Source organism: Thiomonas islandica, from assembly GCF_055383445.1.
On sequence record NZ_AP042391.1, the window covers coordinates 1,994,937 to 2,012,065 of the forward strand.

Consider the following 17,129-nt stretch of genomic DNA (forward strand, 5'->3'; position numbering starts at 1 on the left):
AAAGCTGTCATCGTCCTGACGTTCAATTGCCCCATGCCCAATCTCCTGAACCAACATCTGGCCGCGGTCGACCTGGGGTCGAACAGTTTTCGTATGCTCATCGGCCGGGCACAGGACAGCGCCGCAGGGGTGCAGATCTACCCGGTCGATTCACTGCGCGAGCCGGTGCGGCTCGCAGCCGGTCTGGACGACAGAAAATTCCTCTCTGAAGCCTCGCAGCAGATCGCGCTGCAGACCCTGCAGCGCTTTGGTGAGCGGCTGCGGCAGTTTCACCCGGACCGGGTGCGCGCGGTGGCCACCAACACCGTGCGCGTGGCCAAGAACGCGGCGCAGTTCCTGCACCGCGCGCAGCAGGCGCTTGGCTTTCCGATCGAGGTCATCGCCGGGCGAGAGGAGGCGCGCCTGGTCTACATCGGTGCGGCGCATTCGGTGTCTGTGGTGCAGGGCAAGCGGCTGGTGGTCGACATCGGCGGCGGGTCCACCGAGTTCATCATTGGCCAGGGCTATGAACCGGGGTTGATGGAATCGCTCTACATCGGCTGCGTGTCGATGAGCCAGCGCTTTTTTCCCGGCAATCAGGTGGACGAAACCACCATGCGCGCCGCCGAGATTGCCGCGCGCAAGGAAATCCAGATCATTGCCGCCGACTTCAAGCGCAACGGCTGGAACCACGCGGTGGGCTCCAGCGGCACGGCGCGCGCGCTGGCCGACATGATCGCCGGCAGCCGCCTCAACCCACCCGATCAGCCGGGCGACATCACGCTGCAGGGCCTGCGTGAACTGCGGCGCACCTTCGTGCGTGCAGGCAACCTCAACAAATTGCGCCTCGAAGGGCTCAAGCCCGACCGCGTGCCGGTGGCCGCAGGCGGACTGGCCATCATGCTCGGAGTGTTCGAGGAACTGGGCATCCAGTCCATGGAAGTCACCGACGCCGCGCTGCGTCTGGGTGTGCTCTACGACCTGCTCGGGCGGGAGCAGTCGCAGGACATGCGTGAGGTCACGGTGCTGCAGTTCATCCAGCGTTACGGCGCCGATGCGCAGCAGGCGCAGCGGGTGAGCGAGGTGGCGCTGCGGCTGTATGCGCAGCTGCGCCCCGACGCCAGCGAGGCCGAGCAACGCCTGCTGCGCTGGGCCGCGCAGCTGCACGAAATCGGGCTGTCGATCTCGCACAGCGCGTATCACAAACATTCGGCCTATATCGCGGCCAACGCCGATATGCCGGGTTTCTCGCGCGGCGAGCAGGCGGCGCTGGCGGCGCTGATTCTGGCACACACCGGCAAGCTGAAAAAGCTCGGCGCGGCCGATCTGGAAAGCCTCGATCTCGACGCGGTGATGGCGTTGCGGCTGGCGGTCATCCTGGCGCGCAACCGCGCGCCGGTCGATCTCGACGGCCTGCATTTGCGCTACCAGCCCACCGGGCTGAGCCTTCCGGGGGTGCGCAGTGCGCTCGACATCGTCGCGCCAGCACGCTGGCTCAAGGCCAATCCGCTGACCGAATACAGTCTGCGGCAAGAGGCCGCGGAATGGGCACGGCTGAATTGGAACGTGACCTTGCGCAGCGTGCCTTGAACCGCCGCCACTCGCCACTCAGTTGTAGCAAAGCGCCGCAAGGCATTGATCAGCGCAAACAGAGGCAGACACGCATCTCCGTGGTGTGAAATGAGCACAGCGATGGCAACGCCATGTCCATTCTGCCAGGACATGCCCTGGGTGCTGCGCAACGAATTGGCTTTTGCGGTGTACGACCGCACGCCGGTGAACCCTGGGCACCTGCTCCTGATCCCTCATCGGCATGTGGCCGACTGGTTCGACTGCACCCCGCAAGAACAGCAGGCCCTGCTCGCGCTCGCTGCAGAGGGCCGCGCACTGCTGCTGTGCGAGCGCCGCCCGGATGGTTTCAACCTCGGTGTCAATTGCGGCAAGGCGGCGGGGCAGAGCATCTTTCATGTGCATCTGCACCTCATTCCCCGCTATGCCGGCGACATGGACGATCCGCTCGGCGGGGTGCGCGGCGTCATTCCCGCGCGGCAGAAATACTGATCTCCATCGCCGTACGCAGTTTGTATTCGGTTGTAAGCCCACGGATGGGGCGCATTGACCCTGTCATATTCATGGTCTAAATTGGGGCTGGAAAAACGGCGAAGAAGGTCGCTGTTCAATGTCCAGAATGGGTTTGGCCTTGGATGTTCACTTCCATTCGGCTCGATGGCTGCGCTGCATATCGTCCGGAAAGGGGGTGCGGATGGGCTCATCCACAGTGTTCGAGCGTGCCTGCCCGCCTCGTCGGTGCCAGACCGCTGCGCGACAAGTTCCCTTGACGACTGCCTCATCCGCCCACCTGGGCAGCGGTGTTCGCTTTTGAAAGGAGATCAGCATGGCTTCCATTCCCCCGTCCATTCTGGGGCAGGTCGATGCGCGTCTGTCCCGGCTTCCTCTGGCCTGCAGCGTGGTCCTGCCCGACGGCGCGCGTGTAGGACCGAGCAACGCGCAGGTCGAGATGCGCCTGCGAGACAAGCGGGCGCTCTGGCATATCGTCACGGGACAGATCGGCAAGCTGGCGGAAGACTATGTCGAAGGGTTGGTGGACATCCTGGGCAATCTGCGCGACCTGATGCGCATCGCTCCCAGACTGCTCGACGACGATCCGCGCAACCTGCCCTCCGCGGCTACCGCGCGGCTGTGGCGTGGCCTGCGCCGCACGCTGTGGGAACACACGCACCACAGCCGCGAGAAGGACGCTGCACAAATCCAGCACCACTATGACGTCTCGGATGATTTTTACGCCCTCTGGCTCGACCCGCGGCGGGTGTATTCCTGCGCCTACTTTGCCGACCCGGCGATGACCCTGGCGCAGGCACAGCAGGCCAAGCTCGAACACATTTGCACCAAGCTGATGCTCAAGCCAGGTGAGCGCTTCATCGACATCGGCGCCGGCTGGGGCGGCCTGCTGCTCTGGGCCGCCGAGCACTATGGGGTGCAGGCCACCGGCATTACGCTGTCCAAAAACCAGTTTGCCTACGTCAACCGGTTGATCGAGCAAAAGGGCCTGCAGGGACGGGTCAAGATGCTGCTGCTCGACTACCGCGATGTCGACGAATCGCAACCATTTGACAAAGTGGCCTCGGTCGGGATGTGCGAGCATGTCGGCCGTCCGAACCTACCGCTGTATTTCGCCAAAATCCGCCGCCTGCTGCGGCCCGGCGGCTTAGTGATGAACCACGGCATCACCGCCGGTGGGGTAGACAACAGCCAGCTTGCCGGCGGCATGGGCGACTTCATCGAAAAATATATTTTCCCCGGTGGGCAACTCGTCCATGTCAGCGTGATGGCCGACGCCATGACCCGCGGCGGGCTCGAACCGTTGGACTTCGAATGCCTGCGCCCGCACTACGCCAAGACGCTCTGGCACTGGGTCGATGCCCTCGAGGCGCAAGCAGACGAGGCGCGCAGGGTGCTTGGCGATCGCGCCGAGAAAACTCTGCGCGCCTACCGCCTGTATCTTGCCGGCTCGGCGATGGGCTTCGAGCAGGGCTGGATCTCGCTGTTCCAGATCCTCGGCAGTCGCCCCAACGGCGTGGTCGAAGACCGCTTCGACGAGGCGCACGCGCTGCGCGCGCGGCAGTGCGACTACCCGTTCAACCGGGCGTATCAATACGCCGGTCAGACGAGTCTGCTTCGGGCGGCGGCAGGCGCCGACCAGCGCGACCCGCAGCAGGCAGAGCCTGTGGCAGCCGCCGCAACGCAGGTAAGCACTGCTCAGGCGCTGTAGGAACGCGCGGTCAGGCGTCGGCGCACTGCGCAGGCCAGTGGACGAGATGTCCGGGCGGCAGCATGGCTGCGATGCGCGGTAGTACGGCGTCGACCACGCTTGGAGTGTCGAAAAATTCGATCACTAGGGGCAGGTGCACGTTCAGGCGCAGCAGATCGTCGGCCTGGACTTCGCCCTTGCTGCCAAAGCCAGCAACCCCGCGAAACACAGTCACGCCGCGCACCCGGTATTCGTCGTGCAGCAGCTTGAAGATGGTTCGCATCAGATCGTGGCCGCCGGCTTTGTCGCCCTCGCGAATGTAGACGCGCACCATGGTGACCGCTTGCCTGCTCATGTCGAAACTCCGATGCTGCGTACCAGGTGCGCGCCGAGGATGGCTGCGCCGATCGACAGCACGACCGAGGCCACGATGTAGATCCCTGCCTTGACCAGTTCGCCGTTTTCGAGCAGGAGCAGCGATTCCAGGGAAAAGGTCGAAAACGTGGTGTAGGCGCCAAGCCCGCCGCTTAGGATGCCGGTGCGCAGTTCGGAGCTGAGGTTCAGGCGTTCGAGCACGCCAAAAAACAACAAGCCCATCAGGAAGGAGCCGAGCACATTGATCGACAGCGTGGCAAACGGAAACGTGCGGCCGAACATGCCTTGCACGAGCCAGGTCTGCCCGTAACGGGCAAACGCACCGATGACAGCGAAAATGGCGATGAACAGATAAGTCATGCTGGGGAGCAAACGGTGTGCCGACCGGGTGAGCAGGCCGGGCCTGCTCACGGAGCAGCCCCGTCCGACAGGGCGAGCAGACAAGAAGAACTGCCCCCGTAGGGCGCTTCAGTCTAGGAGTTTGCTGCGGGCGGGTCAAGCGCTTGGCGGTATGGAACCTCAAACGGCGCATGGAAGATCGCCAGCTTGGCATCGCGCAAAGGCAGTGCCGCGCCGCGAAAAACCGTTCTGCCTGTGGCAAGATCGGCGCGATGGGGCTACAACCATGCAAATCCCAACCGGAGACGCCAATGAAGACCGAAACCAGCCATGTGTCGCAGGTCTCTGAGGGCATGCGCATCGAAACCGATTCCTTCGGCCCGATCGAAGTATCTGAGGGGCATCTGTGGGGCGCGCAGACGCAGCGCTCGCTGCAGCATTTCGCCATTTCTACTGAGCGTATGCCGCGCGAGCTCATCCGCGCTCTGGCGCTAGTCAAGCGTGCCTGCGCGGGGGTCAACGCGGAGCTGGGCAAGCTCGACCTGCGCACCGCGCAGGCGATCATCGAGGCCGCCGACGAAGTGATCGCCGACCGCTATCCCGACGAGTTTCCGCTGGCGGTCTGGCAGACCGGCTCGGGCACGCAGACCAATATGAATATGAACGAGGTGCTGGCCAACCGCGCCTCGGTGCTGCTGGGTGGCGGAGTCGGCACACAGCGCATCGTCCACCCCAACGATCAGGTCAACATGGGGCAGTCGTCCAACGACATTTTCCCCACCGCCATGCATGTGGCCGCGGCAGCGCAGACCGTGCAGGACCTGCTGCCTGCGCTGATTGCGCTGCGCACCACGCTGCAGACCAAGGCCGATGCGTTTGCCGATATCGTGAAAATCGGTCGTACCCATCTGCAGGACGCCACGCCGCTGACGCTGGGGCAGGAATTCTCGGGTTATGTGGCACAGCTCGATCTGGCGCGTCGAGCGATCGACGCGGCGCTCAATCCGGTCTATGCCCTGGCGGTGGGCGGCACCGCCGTGGGCACTGGACTCAACACCCATCCCTCATTCGGCGCGCGCGTCGCCGCAGAACTGGCCCGCCAGACTGGGCTGCCCTTTACCAGCGCCGACAACAAGTTCGCCGCTCTGGCCGGGCACGAGGCGCTGGTGTTTCTGCACGGCGCACTCAAAACGCTGGCGGCGGCGCTGATGAAGATTGCCAACGACATCCGCTGGATGGCCTCGGGACCGCGCAGCGGCCTGGGCGAGATCCGCATCCCTGAAAACGAACCCGGAAGTTCCATCATGCCCGGCAAGGTCAACCCCACGCAATGCGAGGCGCTGACCATGGTGTGCGCGCAGGTGTTCGGCAACGATGTGGCGATCAACATCGGCGGGGCTTCGGGCAATTTCGAGCTCAACGTGTTCAAGCCGCTGATCGCACACAACCTGCTGCAGAGTCTGCGATTGCTGGCCGATGCGATGGCGAGTTTCGATCGCCACCTGGCGCGCGGCATCGAGCCGAACCGAGAACGCATCAACGAGCTGATGCAGCGCTCGCTGATGCTGGTGACCGCGCTGACGCCGCACATCGGCTACGACCGCGCCGCCGCCATTGCCAAGGTCGCACACCACGGCGGTATGACCTTGCGCGAGGCCGCGCTGGCCTCGGGCTGGGTCAGCGCGGAAGACTTCGACCGCTGGGTACGACCGCAGGATATGGTGGGGAGGAGCTGACGCCGAGCGTCGGGCCCGCACTCAAGCGCCGAGGAAGTGCCGAGCGTAGCGTGGGTTGACCTGGCTCAGGCGCAGCAGCACCGGGAAGTCGGCCACGCCGAAGTCCGGATCCCAGGCGGGCGCACCGCAGACCTTGGCACCCACGCGCAGGTAACCCTTGAGCAGCGCCGAGGGTTCGACCGCGAGATCCTGGCGCAGGCGGTGGATCGGCAGCGGCAGGCGGGGGTGGACCCTATCCTCGATCGCTGCCAGGTGGCTGCGCTGCAGGCGGGCCCACAGGCTGGCTGCGGTGTGGCCGCCGCAGTGTATCGAGACGCTGGCACAGCCGATGAGTGCATCGAGTCTGTGGCGCTGCATGTAGCCGGCAATGCCGCTCCAGAGCGCGAGAATGACCGCGCCGCTGCGGTAGTCGCGGTGCACGCAGGATCTGCCAATTTCCAGCAGACGCGGCTTGAGGTGGTACAGCCGGGTCAGATCGAATTCGGTTTCGGTGTAGAGCGTGCCCAAGCGCCGGGCCTGGTGCGGTGGCAGGGCACGATACGTGCCGATCAACCTGCCTTCGGTGTCGCGCACCAGCAGGTGATCGCAGTAGGGATCGAACAGATCGATGTCCAGACCGGGCTCGGGCGTCTTGATCTGTGCGCCCATTTCCTCGGCGAACACCTTGTAGCGCAGGCGCTGTGCTTCGCGCACTTCGTCGCCATGCCGGGCCCAGGCCACGCTGAGATCGTACCCGGGATGCGGCGCAGCGGTTGCGCTGCCGGGCAGGTGAACAGGGCGGCTTGCCGACAGCCGTGCGATCAGTTCGTCATCGAACATGAGGTCTCCTTCATCTGGTTGGATGAAGAAGATAGGCAGGCGGCGTGACGCTTCGGTGACGGTTGTGTGAATTTGATGTGACAGCGCGTCTGCCGCTCAATCGCTGAGCAGGTCAGCACAAATGCACGCCCGCAGGCTGCGCTGAATGCCGGTTTCGCGCTCTCGCTCGGTTGCCCACAGCAGCCCGCTCTTACGCAGCGAAAACGCCTGATCGCAGCCGGTGATCCAGTAAAGGCCAGCGCGTCCGAGCAGTGGTTGATGGCCCACGAGGATCAGTGCGCTGCCCTCTCGCGGGAATTCCGACACCACCGACAGCAGCTCGCTCAGCTCGGCATCCGGGCGCAGCCGCGGCTCGTTGACCGGGTAGTCGCTCAGATGCTGCGCGGTCTGGCGTGCGCGGGAGGCCGGACTGGTGAGTACGGTCCACGGCTTGGGCAGGTGCGACTTGATCCAGCCTGCCACCTGCGCGGCGTCGCGTCGCCCCTGCTTGGTGAGGTTGCGGCGCAGATCGACATCATCGCCCTGGGCAGAACCCGGTGCATCTTCCGCCTCGGCGTGGCGCCAGAAAACCACATGGAAATTCGGCATCTCAGAGGGCATCGTTCGAGTGAATTCGACAGTGCGCAAGAATACATGGCCGATATGTCCTCATTTTGTAAACCACACTGAAGCAGTCGTCTTGCGGCCCGGTTTAGCCCGATGGGGCCCGAGTGCAGTCAGACGCACCAGCGCCAAGTCCAGCACGATCAGGCTGAAACCGGGAGACAACCCCGGGGCGGTGTGCAGCATGAAGGCGGCCTCCCGCTGCGTGCGAGGCGCAGGCAGGGCGCGGCTCAGGACCGCGCGTCGTAGTCTTCGGCAGACTGGGAGAACTCGTCCGCTGGCTCTTCGGGTTTGCGCTGGACCAGCACCTTGTCGATGCGCTTGCCGTCCATGTCGACGATCTCGAAGGTCCAGCCGTCCCAGTGCACGATGTCGCCGGTGACCGGCAGGCGTGCCAGCAGCAGCATCAGCATGCCCGAGAGGGTGTTGTAGCGGCGCTTGTCCTCGTCGGGCAGATGCGTGAGATTCAATCGGGTCTTGAGATCGTCCACGGTGATGAGCCCATCCATCAGCCAGGAGCCATCTTCGCGCTGGATCGCCCAAGGCTCCTCGGACGGGTGCGATTTGAACTCCCCAGCGATCGCCTCCATTAGGTCCTGAACCGTAACAATGCCCATGGTCTGGCCGTACTCGTCGATCACCAGCGCAGTGTGTTCCGGGCTCTGGCGAAAGGTCTGCAGCAACTCCAGCCCGGTGAGACTCTCGGGCACGAAGGTCGCGGGGGTGGCCGCCTTGCTCAGATCGTCGATACCCTCGCGGCGGATGAATCGGCCGAGCAGCTCCTTGGTCGAAACCAGCCCGATCACCTCCTCGAGCCCGCGCCGCACCAGAGGAAAGCGCGAATGCGTGGACTGCGCAATCTTGTTGAGGTTTTCCGCCAGTGGCTGTTCGACATCGAGATACTCGATCTCATTGCGCGGCGTCATCAGCGAGGCGATCTGCCGGTCGTCCAGACGGAACACATTGCGCACCATTTCGTGCTCCTGTTCCTCGATCACTCCGGCGTCCGAGCCTTCCTCGAGCACCTCGTTGATTTCGGCTTCGGTCATCTGCGGCATCGAATCATGGCGCACCCGCAGCACAGTGAGCAATAGATCGGTGGAGATCGACAACAGTTTGACGAAGGGCGACGCGGCGCGGGCGATCCAGGTCATGGGCCGCGCGGTCACCATGGCGATACGTTCGGGCGCGAGCTGCCCGAGCCGCTTGGGCACCAGCTCGCCGATTACGATGGAGGCGTAAGTGATGGCCACCACCACAATGGCCGTGGCCGTGACTGCGGCGAACCGGGGCAACATCCCCAGCGAGATCAGCCAGTTGGCGACGGTTTCTGAAAACGCGGCCTCGCCCAGAATGCCGTTGAGCACACTGATCGAGGTGATGCCGATCTGTACCGTCGACAGCAACCGTGTGGGCTGCTCCGACAGGGCCAGCGCAGTGCGCGCGTTGTCGTTGCCCGCCTCGGCCAGGGCTGCCAGCCGTGCCCGACGCGCGGTGACCAGCGCGATCTCCGACATGGCGAACAGCCCGTTGAGCACGATCAGCCCGAACAGGATCAGCACTTCCATGACGCGCACTCCAGGGTCAGCGGAACATGGCAGAACGCGCTGGCGTGTCTGCCGGCCGGCAGACGTTGCCGCGCGAAGCAGCACAAACGAAAAAAGGCAGGACTGACGATGCGCCGTGGCGGCGCATCAAAGTGGACGGTTGTTGCACAGGCTGCGATGCCGGGCAACCAAGGTTCAGGGTCTGGGTCCAAGGAGAGGGATCGGAACGGGGGTGGCGTTCGGCCTATGCTGTGCGCGGGTCTGCCGGTTGAGGTTCAGTATTCCCCTGCGCAGCCCAGCGATCTTCAAACCAGAAAGCCACGGAGCCCATTCCATGTCGAGTCGAGAACAGCCCCGATTAGACCAAAATCCTCAGTCGTCCTCACACATGCAACACTTGGCGACACGGCTGCAGCACCATCCCTACCAGCCGCCGCCGGGGTTTTGCGCGGTCGAGCCCGGGGTGCACCATGCCTCCACCGTGCTGTTTCCCAGCGTCGCGGCGATGCGCGCGCGCGACTGGCGCAGCAAGAGCGGTTACACCTATGGTCTGCATGGCACGCCCACGACCTTCGCTCTCGAGGAGCGGCTGGCCAGTCTGGACGGTGGCAAGCACTGCATCCTCTGCCCCTCGGGGCTGTCGGCGATCACCCTGATCGATCAGGCGCTGCTGGGGCAGGGCGATCATGTGCTGCTGCCAGCCAATGCCTATGGCCCGGGGCGCGAGTTCGTCGAGCGCGTGCTGGCCCGGTGGGGCGTCAGCCACAGCCTGTACTCCCCGCTGGCCACCGCGGAGCAGGTTGCAGCGCTATTGACCCCGAGCACTCGCCTGATGTGGCTGGAAGCGCCGGGATCGGTCACCATGGAAATGCCCGATCTGCGCGCCCTGGTGGCCGTGGCCAAGGCACGCGGTGTGTACACCGCGATCGACGCGACCTGGGCAGCGGGCATTGCGCTGCAGCCTTTCGAGCTTGGTATCGACATGGTCATGCAGGCGCTGACCAAGTACCAGAGCGGCGGGGCGGACATGCTGATGGGTAGCGTGACCACACGCGACCCGGCGCTGCATGAACAACTGCTGTTCACCCACATGCGACTGGGACTGGGCGTGTGCGGTGATGACTGCGCCAAGGTGCTGCGCGGCCTGCACAGCCTGGAACTGCGCTATGCGGCGCACGACGCTGCGGCCCGCCGCATCGCCACCTGGCTGCAGACACAGCCGCAGGTGGCGCAGGTGCTGCACCCGGCCTTGCCCGGCAGCCCCGGGCATGCTTACTGGCAGCGCGACTGCACCGCGGCGGCCGGGTTGTTCAGTGTGGTGTTTGACGCCCGCTACTCGCCGACGCAGATCGATGCCTTCGTCGATGCTCTGAGGCTGTTCAAGATCGGCTATTCCTGGGGCGGGCCGGTCAGTCTGGCGATGCCTTATGACGTGCGGGCGATGCGTCCAGCGGGGCAGTGGCCACACAAGGGCGCTCTGGTGCGCCTGGCCATTGGGCTGGAGGATGCGCAGGATCTGATCGCCGACCTGCAGCAGGCCATGCAGGCGGCATTTTGAATGGGCTGTCGGCAAACCCGGGCGGTGGTGCGTTGAACCGACGTCATCCAACTTCGGAGAGTGTCATCATGTCTCGGTCCGGTCTGTTGTTGAACGCTGCGGTGCTGCTGTCGCTACTGGGTGGCTGCGCGGCGGTACCACCGTCTTATTCCACCGCGTATACGGTCCCGCAGCAGCCGGTGTACCAACAGCCGGTCTATCCGCAGCCGAGTGATCAGCAACCGGGTTACGCTCCATTTGCCAGGTATGACAGCGGTTACCGCGCTGCGCCGCAGCCTTCCTATACCCCGCCGCCGGTTGCGCAATCTGCCTTGCCCGCTGCCGCGCTGGGTGCGGTGGCTGGCGGTCTGATCGGCTCGCGTTTCGGCTCGGGCAACGGCCGCACCGCGATGGCCGCCACCGGCGCGGCGCTGGGCGCGGTGATCGGGGCAAACGCGGCCAATCCCGACAGCACGCCGATCACGCCCGGCACAGTGATCGGCGGCGTGGTGGGCGGACTGGTTGGTTCGCGTCTGGGTAATGGCAACGGCAAGACCGCAGCCGCCGCGCTCGGCGCTGCGGTGGGGGCGATGGCGGGGTCGCAATACCCGGCCGTGGGCTTGCCGTAATTCTGTCTGACCTCATTCGAACCAGCGCAGCAGGCTGTCGAGCCCGCCGAAGTCGATCGCGGCGGTGGCGGCTTCGCGCACTCTGGGCTTGGCGTGATAGGCCACGCTGAAGCCCACCGCCTGCATCATCGGCAGATCGTTGGCGCCATCGCCGATCACCAGCACCTCGCCGGGGTCGCAGCCCAGATCGCTGCAGAACGCGAGCACGGCATTTTTCTTGGCCTGGCCATCGATGACGGTGCCAACCACCGTGCCGTCGAGCGCGTCGCCCTTGACACCCAGCACATTGGCGGCCACTCGGTCGAAGCCCAAGCGCTGTTTCAGCCGGTCGGTGAAGTGGGTGAAGCCGCCGGTGACCAACAGGGTTTTGAGCCCGGCGGCCTTGGCCGCAGCGAGCAGGCTTTCGGCACCTGGGTTCAGGCGCAGGGTGTCGGTGTAGATTGCATCAAGCGCGGACAGCGGCACGCCCGCAAGCAGCGCCACGCGCTGGCGCAGACTGGTGGCGTAGTCTGCGATCTCGCCGCGCATCGCCGCGGCGGTGATGGCGGCGATCTCGTTTTTCTTGCCCACGGCCGCGCCGATTTCATCGACCGTCTCGATGTTGATCAGCGTAGAGTCCATGTCCATCGCAAGCAGCTTGAAGTCAGCCAGACGCAGCCCGTCGGGGACGATGGCCCAGTCGATCTGGTGTTGGCGGCAGCAGGCGTCGATGGCGCGGCGTGTTTGCGGATCGGTGCTACGAATGTCGCGCAGCCAGGCGACATGGTGGGCATGGTCGACGCGGGCCGGCGCTGCGATCTGGCGCAGTGGCTCGATATCGTGCTGCGACAGGGCGGTGGTGTGACGCTGGATGATGAGATGGTGCATGTCGGATCGGTTGGAGTGAGGGGCTGAGCGGAGGGGGGCGCGGCGGCTCAGGCCAGAGCGGTTTCGGTGCGTGGCGTGCCGAGTTGCCTGAGGGTGTCGCGGATGAGTTGCACGCGCTGCACGGCGTCGCGGGTGGGGCGTTCGATGCGCAGACGGTCGTTGCTGGCGAGCTTGATATGACGGTTTTTCTGGATCAGGTCGATGATGCGCGCCGCATCCACCGGGGCGTTGCTGCGAAACTGCAGAATGGCCACTTCTTCAGCGGCGTCGATCTTGGTGATGCCGTAGGCTTGCGCGAGCAGCCGCAGGCGGTGCGTGTCCACCAACGCCTGCGCCGGGGGCGGCAGGCGGCCGAAGCGATCGACGACCTCCTCTGCCACGCTGTCGAGCTGTGCGCTGGTCGTGGCGCTGGCCAGACGCTTGTAGAGCGACAGCCGGGCATACACGTCAGGGCAGTAGTCGTGCGGCAGCAGCGCGGGCACATGCAGGTTGATCTCTGTGGTCACGCCCAACGGGTTGAGCAGATCGGGTTCGCGCCCGGCGCGCAGCGCCTTCACCGCTTCGGCTAGCATGTCGTTGTAAAGCTGAAAGCCGATCTCCTGCATATTGCCCGACTGCTGCTCGCCAAGCACCTCGCCGGCACCGCGGATTTCCAGGTCGTGCATTGCCAGATAGAAACCCGAGCCCAGCTCCTCCATTTGCTGGATGGCCTCGAGCCGTTGTGCAGCCTGCTTGGTCAGGCTCTGCACATCGGGCACCAGCAGGTAGGCGTAGGCCTGGTGGTGCGAGCGCCCGACGCGGCCGCGCAGCTGGTGCAGCTGCGCCAGACCAAATTTGTCCGCCCGCGCCATGATGATGGTGTTGGCGCTGGGCACATCAATGCCGGTCTCGATGATGGTGGTGCACAGCAGGATATTGAAGCGCTGGGCGTGGAAGTCGCGCATCACCCGCTCCAGATCGCGCTCGTGCATCTGGCCGTGCGCGATGTCGATGCGCGCCTCGGGCACCAGTTCTTCGAGCTGGCGCCTGCGGTTGTCGATGGTTTCGACTTCGTTGTGCAAGAAGTACACCTGCCCGCCGCGCTTGATCTCGCGCAGGATGGCCTCGCGGATTACCGCACTGCTTTCGCTGCGCACGAAGGTTTTGATCGCCAGGCGCTTTTGCGGTGCGGTGGCGATGACACTGAGGTCGCGCAGCCCTTCGAGCGCCATGCCCAGGGTGCGTGGAATCGGCGTGGCGGTCAGCGTGAGCAGATCGACTGAGGCGCGCAGCGCCTTGAGCGCTTCCTTGTGGCGCACGCCGAAGCGGTGTTCCTCGTCGACGATGACCAGGCCCAGCCGGTCGAACTTGACCGTGGGCGACAGCAGCTTGTGCGTGCCGATGACGATGTCCACCGTGCCGCGGGCCAGGCCATCGAGGGCGGCGTTGATCTCCTTGGTGCTGCGAAAGCGCGACATTTCGGCAATGCGCACCGGCCAGTCGGCAAAGCGGTTGCGAAAGGTCTCGCAATGCTGTTCGGCCAGCAGGGTGGTGGGGGCAAGCACGGCCACCTGCTTGCCGCCCATCACCGCCACGAACGCGGCGCGCAGCGCCACCTCGGTTTTACCAAAGCCCACGTCGCCGCAGACCAGCCGGTCCATCGGCCTGGGCGAGATCATGTCCTGGATCACGGCGTGGATGGCTGCGGCTTGATCGGGCGTTTCCTCGAAACCGAAGCTAGCGGCAAAGGCCTCGTAGTCCTGCGCCACATAGCGGAAGGCATGGCCCTGCTGTGCAGCGCGCCGGGCATAAATATTGAGCAGTTCGGCTGCGGCGTCGCGCACCTGCTCGGCGGCCTTGCGCCTGGCCTTGTCCCACTGGCCCGAACCCAGGGTGTGCAGCGGCGCGTCCTCAGGCGCTGCGCCGCTGTAGCGGCTGATCAGATGCAGTTGTGACACCGGCACGTACAGCACCGCGTCGTTGGCATAGACCAGATGCAGGAACTCGGCGGGGCCGTCTCCCAGATCGAGCTCGGCCAGACCCTGATAGCGGCCGATGCCGTGGTTGGCATGTACCACGGGATCGCCCGGCTTTAACTCGGCAAGGTCGTGGATCAGCGCATCGACATGGCTTGCTTGCTCCTGCTTGCGCCGTCGGCGCTGTGCCGGGTTGAGCGCGAACAGCTCGGTTTCGGTGAGCACCGCGAGACGGTCGACAGGCAGCACAAAGCCGCGCGCCAGCGGGCCGACTGCCAGCGCAAAGCCCGAGGTGCCCTGGACGAATTCGTCCCAGCTCTCGGCAGGCTGGGCCGACAGGCCGGACTCCTGCAGCAGCTCGCGCAGGGTTTCGCGCCGCCCGGCGGATTCGGCCAGCAGCAGCACGCGCCGGTTGTGCTGTCTGCCTTCGTCGAGCCAGGAGGCAAGCCGCGCCAGCGGACGGGCGGCGCGGCGGTCGGCGGACAGGTCGGGAAGGGCGGCGCTGGTTGGCCCAGTTGCAGTGTTTTCGGCGGCTTCGGCTCCGGCGCGCAGCGCGAGCTGGGCCAGCGGCTTGATGCGGGTGAAAAACCCTTCTTCGCTGAGATAGAGCTGATCCGGGGCGAGGGCAGGGCGCTCGGGGTCGTGCTGCAGCAGGCGGTGGCGCTCGACGGTGTCGGTCCAAAATGTCCGGATTGCCGCCGGGATGTCGCCATGCAGCACCACACGGGCGTTTGCGCCGAGATAGTCGGGCAGGGTGGCGGTGTGCTCGAAAAACAGCGGCAGGTAATACTCGATGCCGGGCCCGGCCACGCCGCTGGCCATGTCCTTGTAGATCGGGCTGCGGCTCGGGTCGCCCTCGAACACTTCGCGCCAGCGGGCGCGAAAGCGCTTTTGCGCCGCTTCATCGAGAGGAAACTCGCGTCCAGGCAGCAGCCGCACTTCCTTGACCGGATAAAGGCTGCGCTGGGTATCGGGGTCGAACGCCTGGATGGAGTCGATGGTGTCGCCGAACAGATCGACCCGGTAGGGCACCGACGAGCCCATCGGGTGCAGATCGATCAACCCGCCGCGCACCGCGTATTCGCCAGGCGCCATCACCTGACTGACATGGTTGTAGCCGGCCAGCACCAGTTGGGCGCGCAGCGCGGCCTGGTCCAGCGCCTCGCCCTGGCGGAAGTCGAAGGTGTAGGCGGCCAGAAACTCGGGCGGGGCCAGCCGTTGGATCGCGGTGTTGGCCGGGGCGATGACCACGTCGATCTGCCCGCTGTGGATCGCCCATAGCGTGGCCAGTCGCTCGGAAATCAGGTCCTGATGCGGCGAGAAGCTGTCGTAGGGCAGGGTTTCCCAGTCGGGCAGCAGGCCCACGCGCAGCGATGGTGCGAACCAGCGCAGTTCGTCGAGCAGGCGTTGGGCGTCGGTGGCCTCTGCAGTGACGATCAGCCACGGCGCGGGCGGATTGTCTGCGCTGCCGCACAGTTGTGCGATCAACAGCGCATCGGCGCTTCCGGCAGGCAGCGGCCAGCTCACACGCTGACCGGGTTTGAGTGCGGGCACCTGGGCACGCAGGGCATGGACAATAGACGACATTGTTCAAATTTTCGCCCAAAGTCCGCCCGCGCCTGATGCGCCGCTGCAAATGCCGCCCAACTCCTCCGCGTTTTCCCTCCGCTGCCATGCCCTGATTCCCTGCGCCGGAAGCGGCGCGCGTCTGCCCGGCGAGGTGCCCAAGCAATACCGCACGCTGCTGGGCGACTGCGTGGTGCAGCACACGGTACGCGCGTTCCTGCGTACCCCGCGCATCACCTCGGTTGCGGTGGTGGTACAGGCGGCAGACACGCTGGCGGCAGCTTGTCTGCAGGCCGATCCGCGCCTGTCCCTGCTGCCGCTGGGCGGCGCAACCCGCGCGCACAGCGTGCTGGGGGGGCTGGACGGCCTGCTGCGCGCTGGCGCGCTGCCGACCGACTGGGTGCTGGTGCATGATGCAGCGCGCTGCTGCATCACCCCCGAGCTGATCGACCGCCTGATCGACGCCTGCGCCGCCGACCCGGTGGGCGGCCTGCTGGCTTTGCCCCTGCCCGACACGTTAAAGACCGCAGACGCCGCCGGTCGCGTGGCGCACACCGAACCGCGCGAGAGACGGTGGCTGGCGCAGACGCCGCAGATGTTCCGCGTCGGCGCGCTGCGCGAGGCGCTGCAAAGAGCGATCGAGGCAGGTGCATCCCCCACCTCACGCGGTAGGGCAGGAAGTCTCGCTCCCTTCCCACTTGTGGGGAGGGCAGGGGAGGGGGGGGAAACCGGCAGCCAGCGCATGTTAGAGCCGGGCGTCGCACCCACCGACGAAGCCGGGGCGATGGAGCAACTGGGCTGGCAGCCGCTGCTGGTGCCCGGCGCGGCGTTCAATTTCAAAATCACCTACCCCGAGGACCTCGAACTGGCGCAGGCCGTGCTGACCGCGCGATCAGGAGGACGCCCATGACACAGACCCCACAGACCCCACAGATCCGCATCGGCGAGGGCTTCGACGTCCATGTCCTGGTGCCCGGCCGCGAGCTCATTCTGGGTGGTGTGACCATTCCCCACTCCCTCGGCCTGCTCGGCCACTCCGACGCCGACGTGCTGCTGCATGCCATCACCGACGCGCTGCTGGGCGCGGCGGGGCTGGGCGACATCGGCCAACATTTCCCCGACACCGACGCGCGCTTTGCCGGCGCGGACTCCGGTGAACTGCTGCGTCTGGCATGGCAGAGCGTGGCGCAGCAGGGCTGGGTGCTGGGCAATGTCGATTGCACCGTGATCGCGCAGGCGCCTAGGCTCGCCCCCTACCGCGACGCGATCCGTCGGCGCATCGCCGAGTTGCTGCAGGTCGATGTCGCGCAGGTCAACCTCAAGGGCAAGACCACCGAGCGCCTGGGCTTCGTCGGCCGCGGCGAAGGCATCGCCGCCAGTGCGGTGTGTCTGCTGCTACGTGGCTGAG

15 protein-coding genes are annotated in these 17,129 nt (G+C 65.6%); 8 read left to right on the forward strand and 7 right to left on the reverse strand.

The window, feature by feature from the left end:
- Nucleotides 1-33: 33 nt before the first annotated feature.
- The 3 genes from ACZ47F_RS09845 (at nucleotide 34) to ACZ47F_RS09855 (ending at nucleotide 3,769) form a co-directional block, all read left to right on the forward strand.
- On the forward strand, nucleotides 34-1,569 hold the full coding sequence (locus ACZ47F_RS09845) for a Ppx/GppA phosphatase family protein (RefSeq protein WP_464924543.1): 1,536 nt from the start codon (nucleotides 34-36) through the stop codon (nucleotides 1,567-1,569).
- 102 nt (nucleotides 1,570-1,671) lie between these two features.
- The gene (locus ACZ47F_RS09850) at nucleotides 1,672-2,040 is read left to right on the forward strand and encodes an HIT family protein (protein WP_464924544.1); all 369 of its coding nucleotides are present in this window, start codon (nucleotides 1,672-1,674) and stop codon (nucleotides 2,038-2,040) included.
- 334 nt (nucleotides 2,041-2,374) lie between these two features.
- The gene (locus ACZ47F_RS09855; RefSeq protein WP_464924545.1) at nucleotides 2,375-3,769 is read left to right on the forward strand and encodes a class I SAM-dependent methyltransferase; all 1,395 of its coding nucleotides are present in this window, start codon (nucleotides 2,375-2,377) and stop codon (nucleotides 3,767-3,769) included.
- 10 nt (nucleotides 3,770-3,779) lie between these two features.
- On the opposite strand, the gene ACZ47F_RS09860 is transcribed toward ACZ47F_RS09855, so the two are convergent.
- Both ACZ47F_RS09860 and ACZ47F_RS09865 read right to left on the reverse strand, forming a co-directional pair.
- On the reverse strand, nucleotides 3,780-4,103 hold the full coding sequence (locus ACZ47F_RS09860) for a DUF190 domain-containing protein (protein ID WP_464924546.1): 324 nt from the start codon (nucleotides 4,101-4,103) through the stop codon (nucleotides 3,780-3,782).
- Entirely contained in the window at nucleotides 4,100-4,483 is a 384-nt protein-coding gene (locus ACZ47F_RS09865; RefSeq protein WP_464924547.1) for a fluoride efflux transporter FluC, read from the reverse strand. The genes ACZ47F_RS09860 and ACZ47F_RS09865 overlap by 4 nt, the downstream gene beginning before the upstream one ends.
- 290 nt (nucleotides 4,484-4,773) lie before the next feature.
- Here ACZ47F_RS09865 and fumC point away from each other — a divergent pair, with 290 nt between their 5' ends.
- Nucleotides 4,774-6,198 carry a class II fumarate hydratase gene (gene fumC / locus ACZ47F_RS09870; RefSeq protein ID WP_464924548.1) on the forward strand — a complete coding sequence of 475 codons (1,425 nt, stop codon included), beginning with the start codon at nucleotides 4,774-4,776 and terminating at the stop codon, nucleotides 6,196-6,198.
- 21 nt (nucleotides 6,199-6,219) lie between these two features.
- On the opposite strand, the gene ACZ47F_RS09875 is transcribed toward fumC, so the two are convergent.
- From ACZ47F_RS09875 to ACZ47F_RS09885, 3 genes are all read right to left on the reverse strand, one after another.
- Nucleotides 6,220-7,017, reverse strand: a complete 798-nt coding sequence (locus ACZ47F_RS09875) for a GNAT family N-acetyltransferase (protein ID WP_464924549.1) — start codon at nucleotides 7,015-7,017, stop codon at nucleotides 6,220-6,222.
- Between the two features lie 96 nt (nucleotides 7,018-7,113).
- Entirely contained in the window at nucleotides 7,114-7,605 is a 492-nt protein-coding gene (locus ACZ47F_RS09880; RefSeq protein ID WP_464924550.1) for a SixA phosphatase family protein, read from the reverse strand.
- A 245-nt stretch (nucleotides 7,606-7,850) separates the two neighbouring features.
- Nucleotides 7,851-9,188 carry a hemolysin family protein gene (locus tag ACZ47F_RS09885; RefSeq protein ID WP_464924551.1) on the reverse strand — a complete coding sequence of 446 codons (1,338 nt, stop codon included), beginning with the start codon at nucleotides 9,186-9,188 and terminating at the stop codon, nucleotides 7,851-7,853.
- 367 nt (nucleotides 9,189-9,555) lie between these two features.
- Here ACZ47F_RS09885 and ACZ47F_RS09890 point away from each other — a divergent pair, with 367 nt between their 5' ends.
- Both ACZ47F_RS09890 and ACZ47F_RS09895 read left to right on the forward strand, forming a co-directional pair.
- Nucleotides 9,556-10,725 (forward strand): cystathionine beta-lyase, encoded by a 1,170-nt coding sequence (locus ACZ47F_RS09890; protein WP_464924552.1) that lies wholly within the window; start codon nucleotides 9,556-9,558, stop codon nucleotides 10,723-10,725.
- Nucleotides 10,726-10,793: 68 nt separating this feature from the next.
- Nucleotides 10,794-11,333 carry a glycine zipper 2TM domain-containing protein gene (locus tag ACZ47F_RS09895; protein WP_464924553.1) on the forward strand — a complete coding sequence of 180 codons (540 nt, stop codon included), beginning with the start codon at nucleotides 10,794-10,796 and terminating at the stop codon, nucleotides 11,331-11,333.
- Nucleotides 11,334-11,345: 12 nt separating this feature from the next.
- Here ACZ47F_RS09895 and serB read toward each other — a convergent pair whose 3' ends face one another.
- Nucleotides 11,346-12,200, reverse strand: a complete 855-nt coding sequence (gene serB / locus ACZ47F_RS09900; RefSeq protein ID WP_464924554.1) for a phosphoserine phosphatase SerB — start codon at nucleotides 12,198-12,200, stop codon at nucleotides 11,346-11,348.
- 47 nt (nucleotides 12,201-12,247) lie between these two features.
- Nucleotides 12,248-15,742, reverse strand: coding sequence for a transcription-repair coupling factor (gene mfd, locus ACZ47F_RS09905; RefSeq protein WP_464924555.1), 3,495 nt, complete (start codon nucleotides 15,740-15,742; stop codon nucleotides 12,248-12,250).
- Nucleotides 15,743-15,785: 43 nt separating this feature from the next.
- Here mfd and ACZ47F_RS09910 point away from each other — a divergent pair, with 43 nt between their 5' ends.
- Entirely contained in the window at nucleotides 15,786-16,631 is an 846-nt protein-coding gene (locus ACZ47F_RS09910; protein ID WP_464926619.1) for an IspD/TarI family cytidylyltransferase, read from the forward strand.
- Nucleotides 16,628-17,128, forward strand: a complete 501-nt coding sequence (ispF, locus tag ACZ47F_RS09915; RefSeq protein ID WP_464924556.1) for a 2-C-methyl-D-erythritol 2,4-cyclodiphosphate synthase — start codon at nucleotides 16,628-16,630, stop codon at nucleotides 17,126-17,128. The genes ACZ47F_RS09910 and ispF overlap by 4 nt, the downstream gene beginning before the upstream one ends.
- Nucleotide 17,129 lies beyond the last annotated feature (1 nt).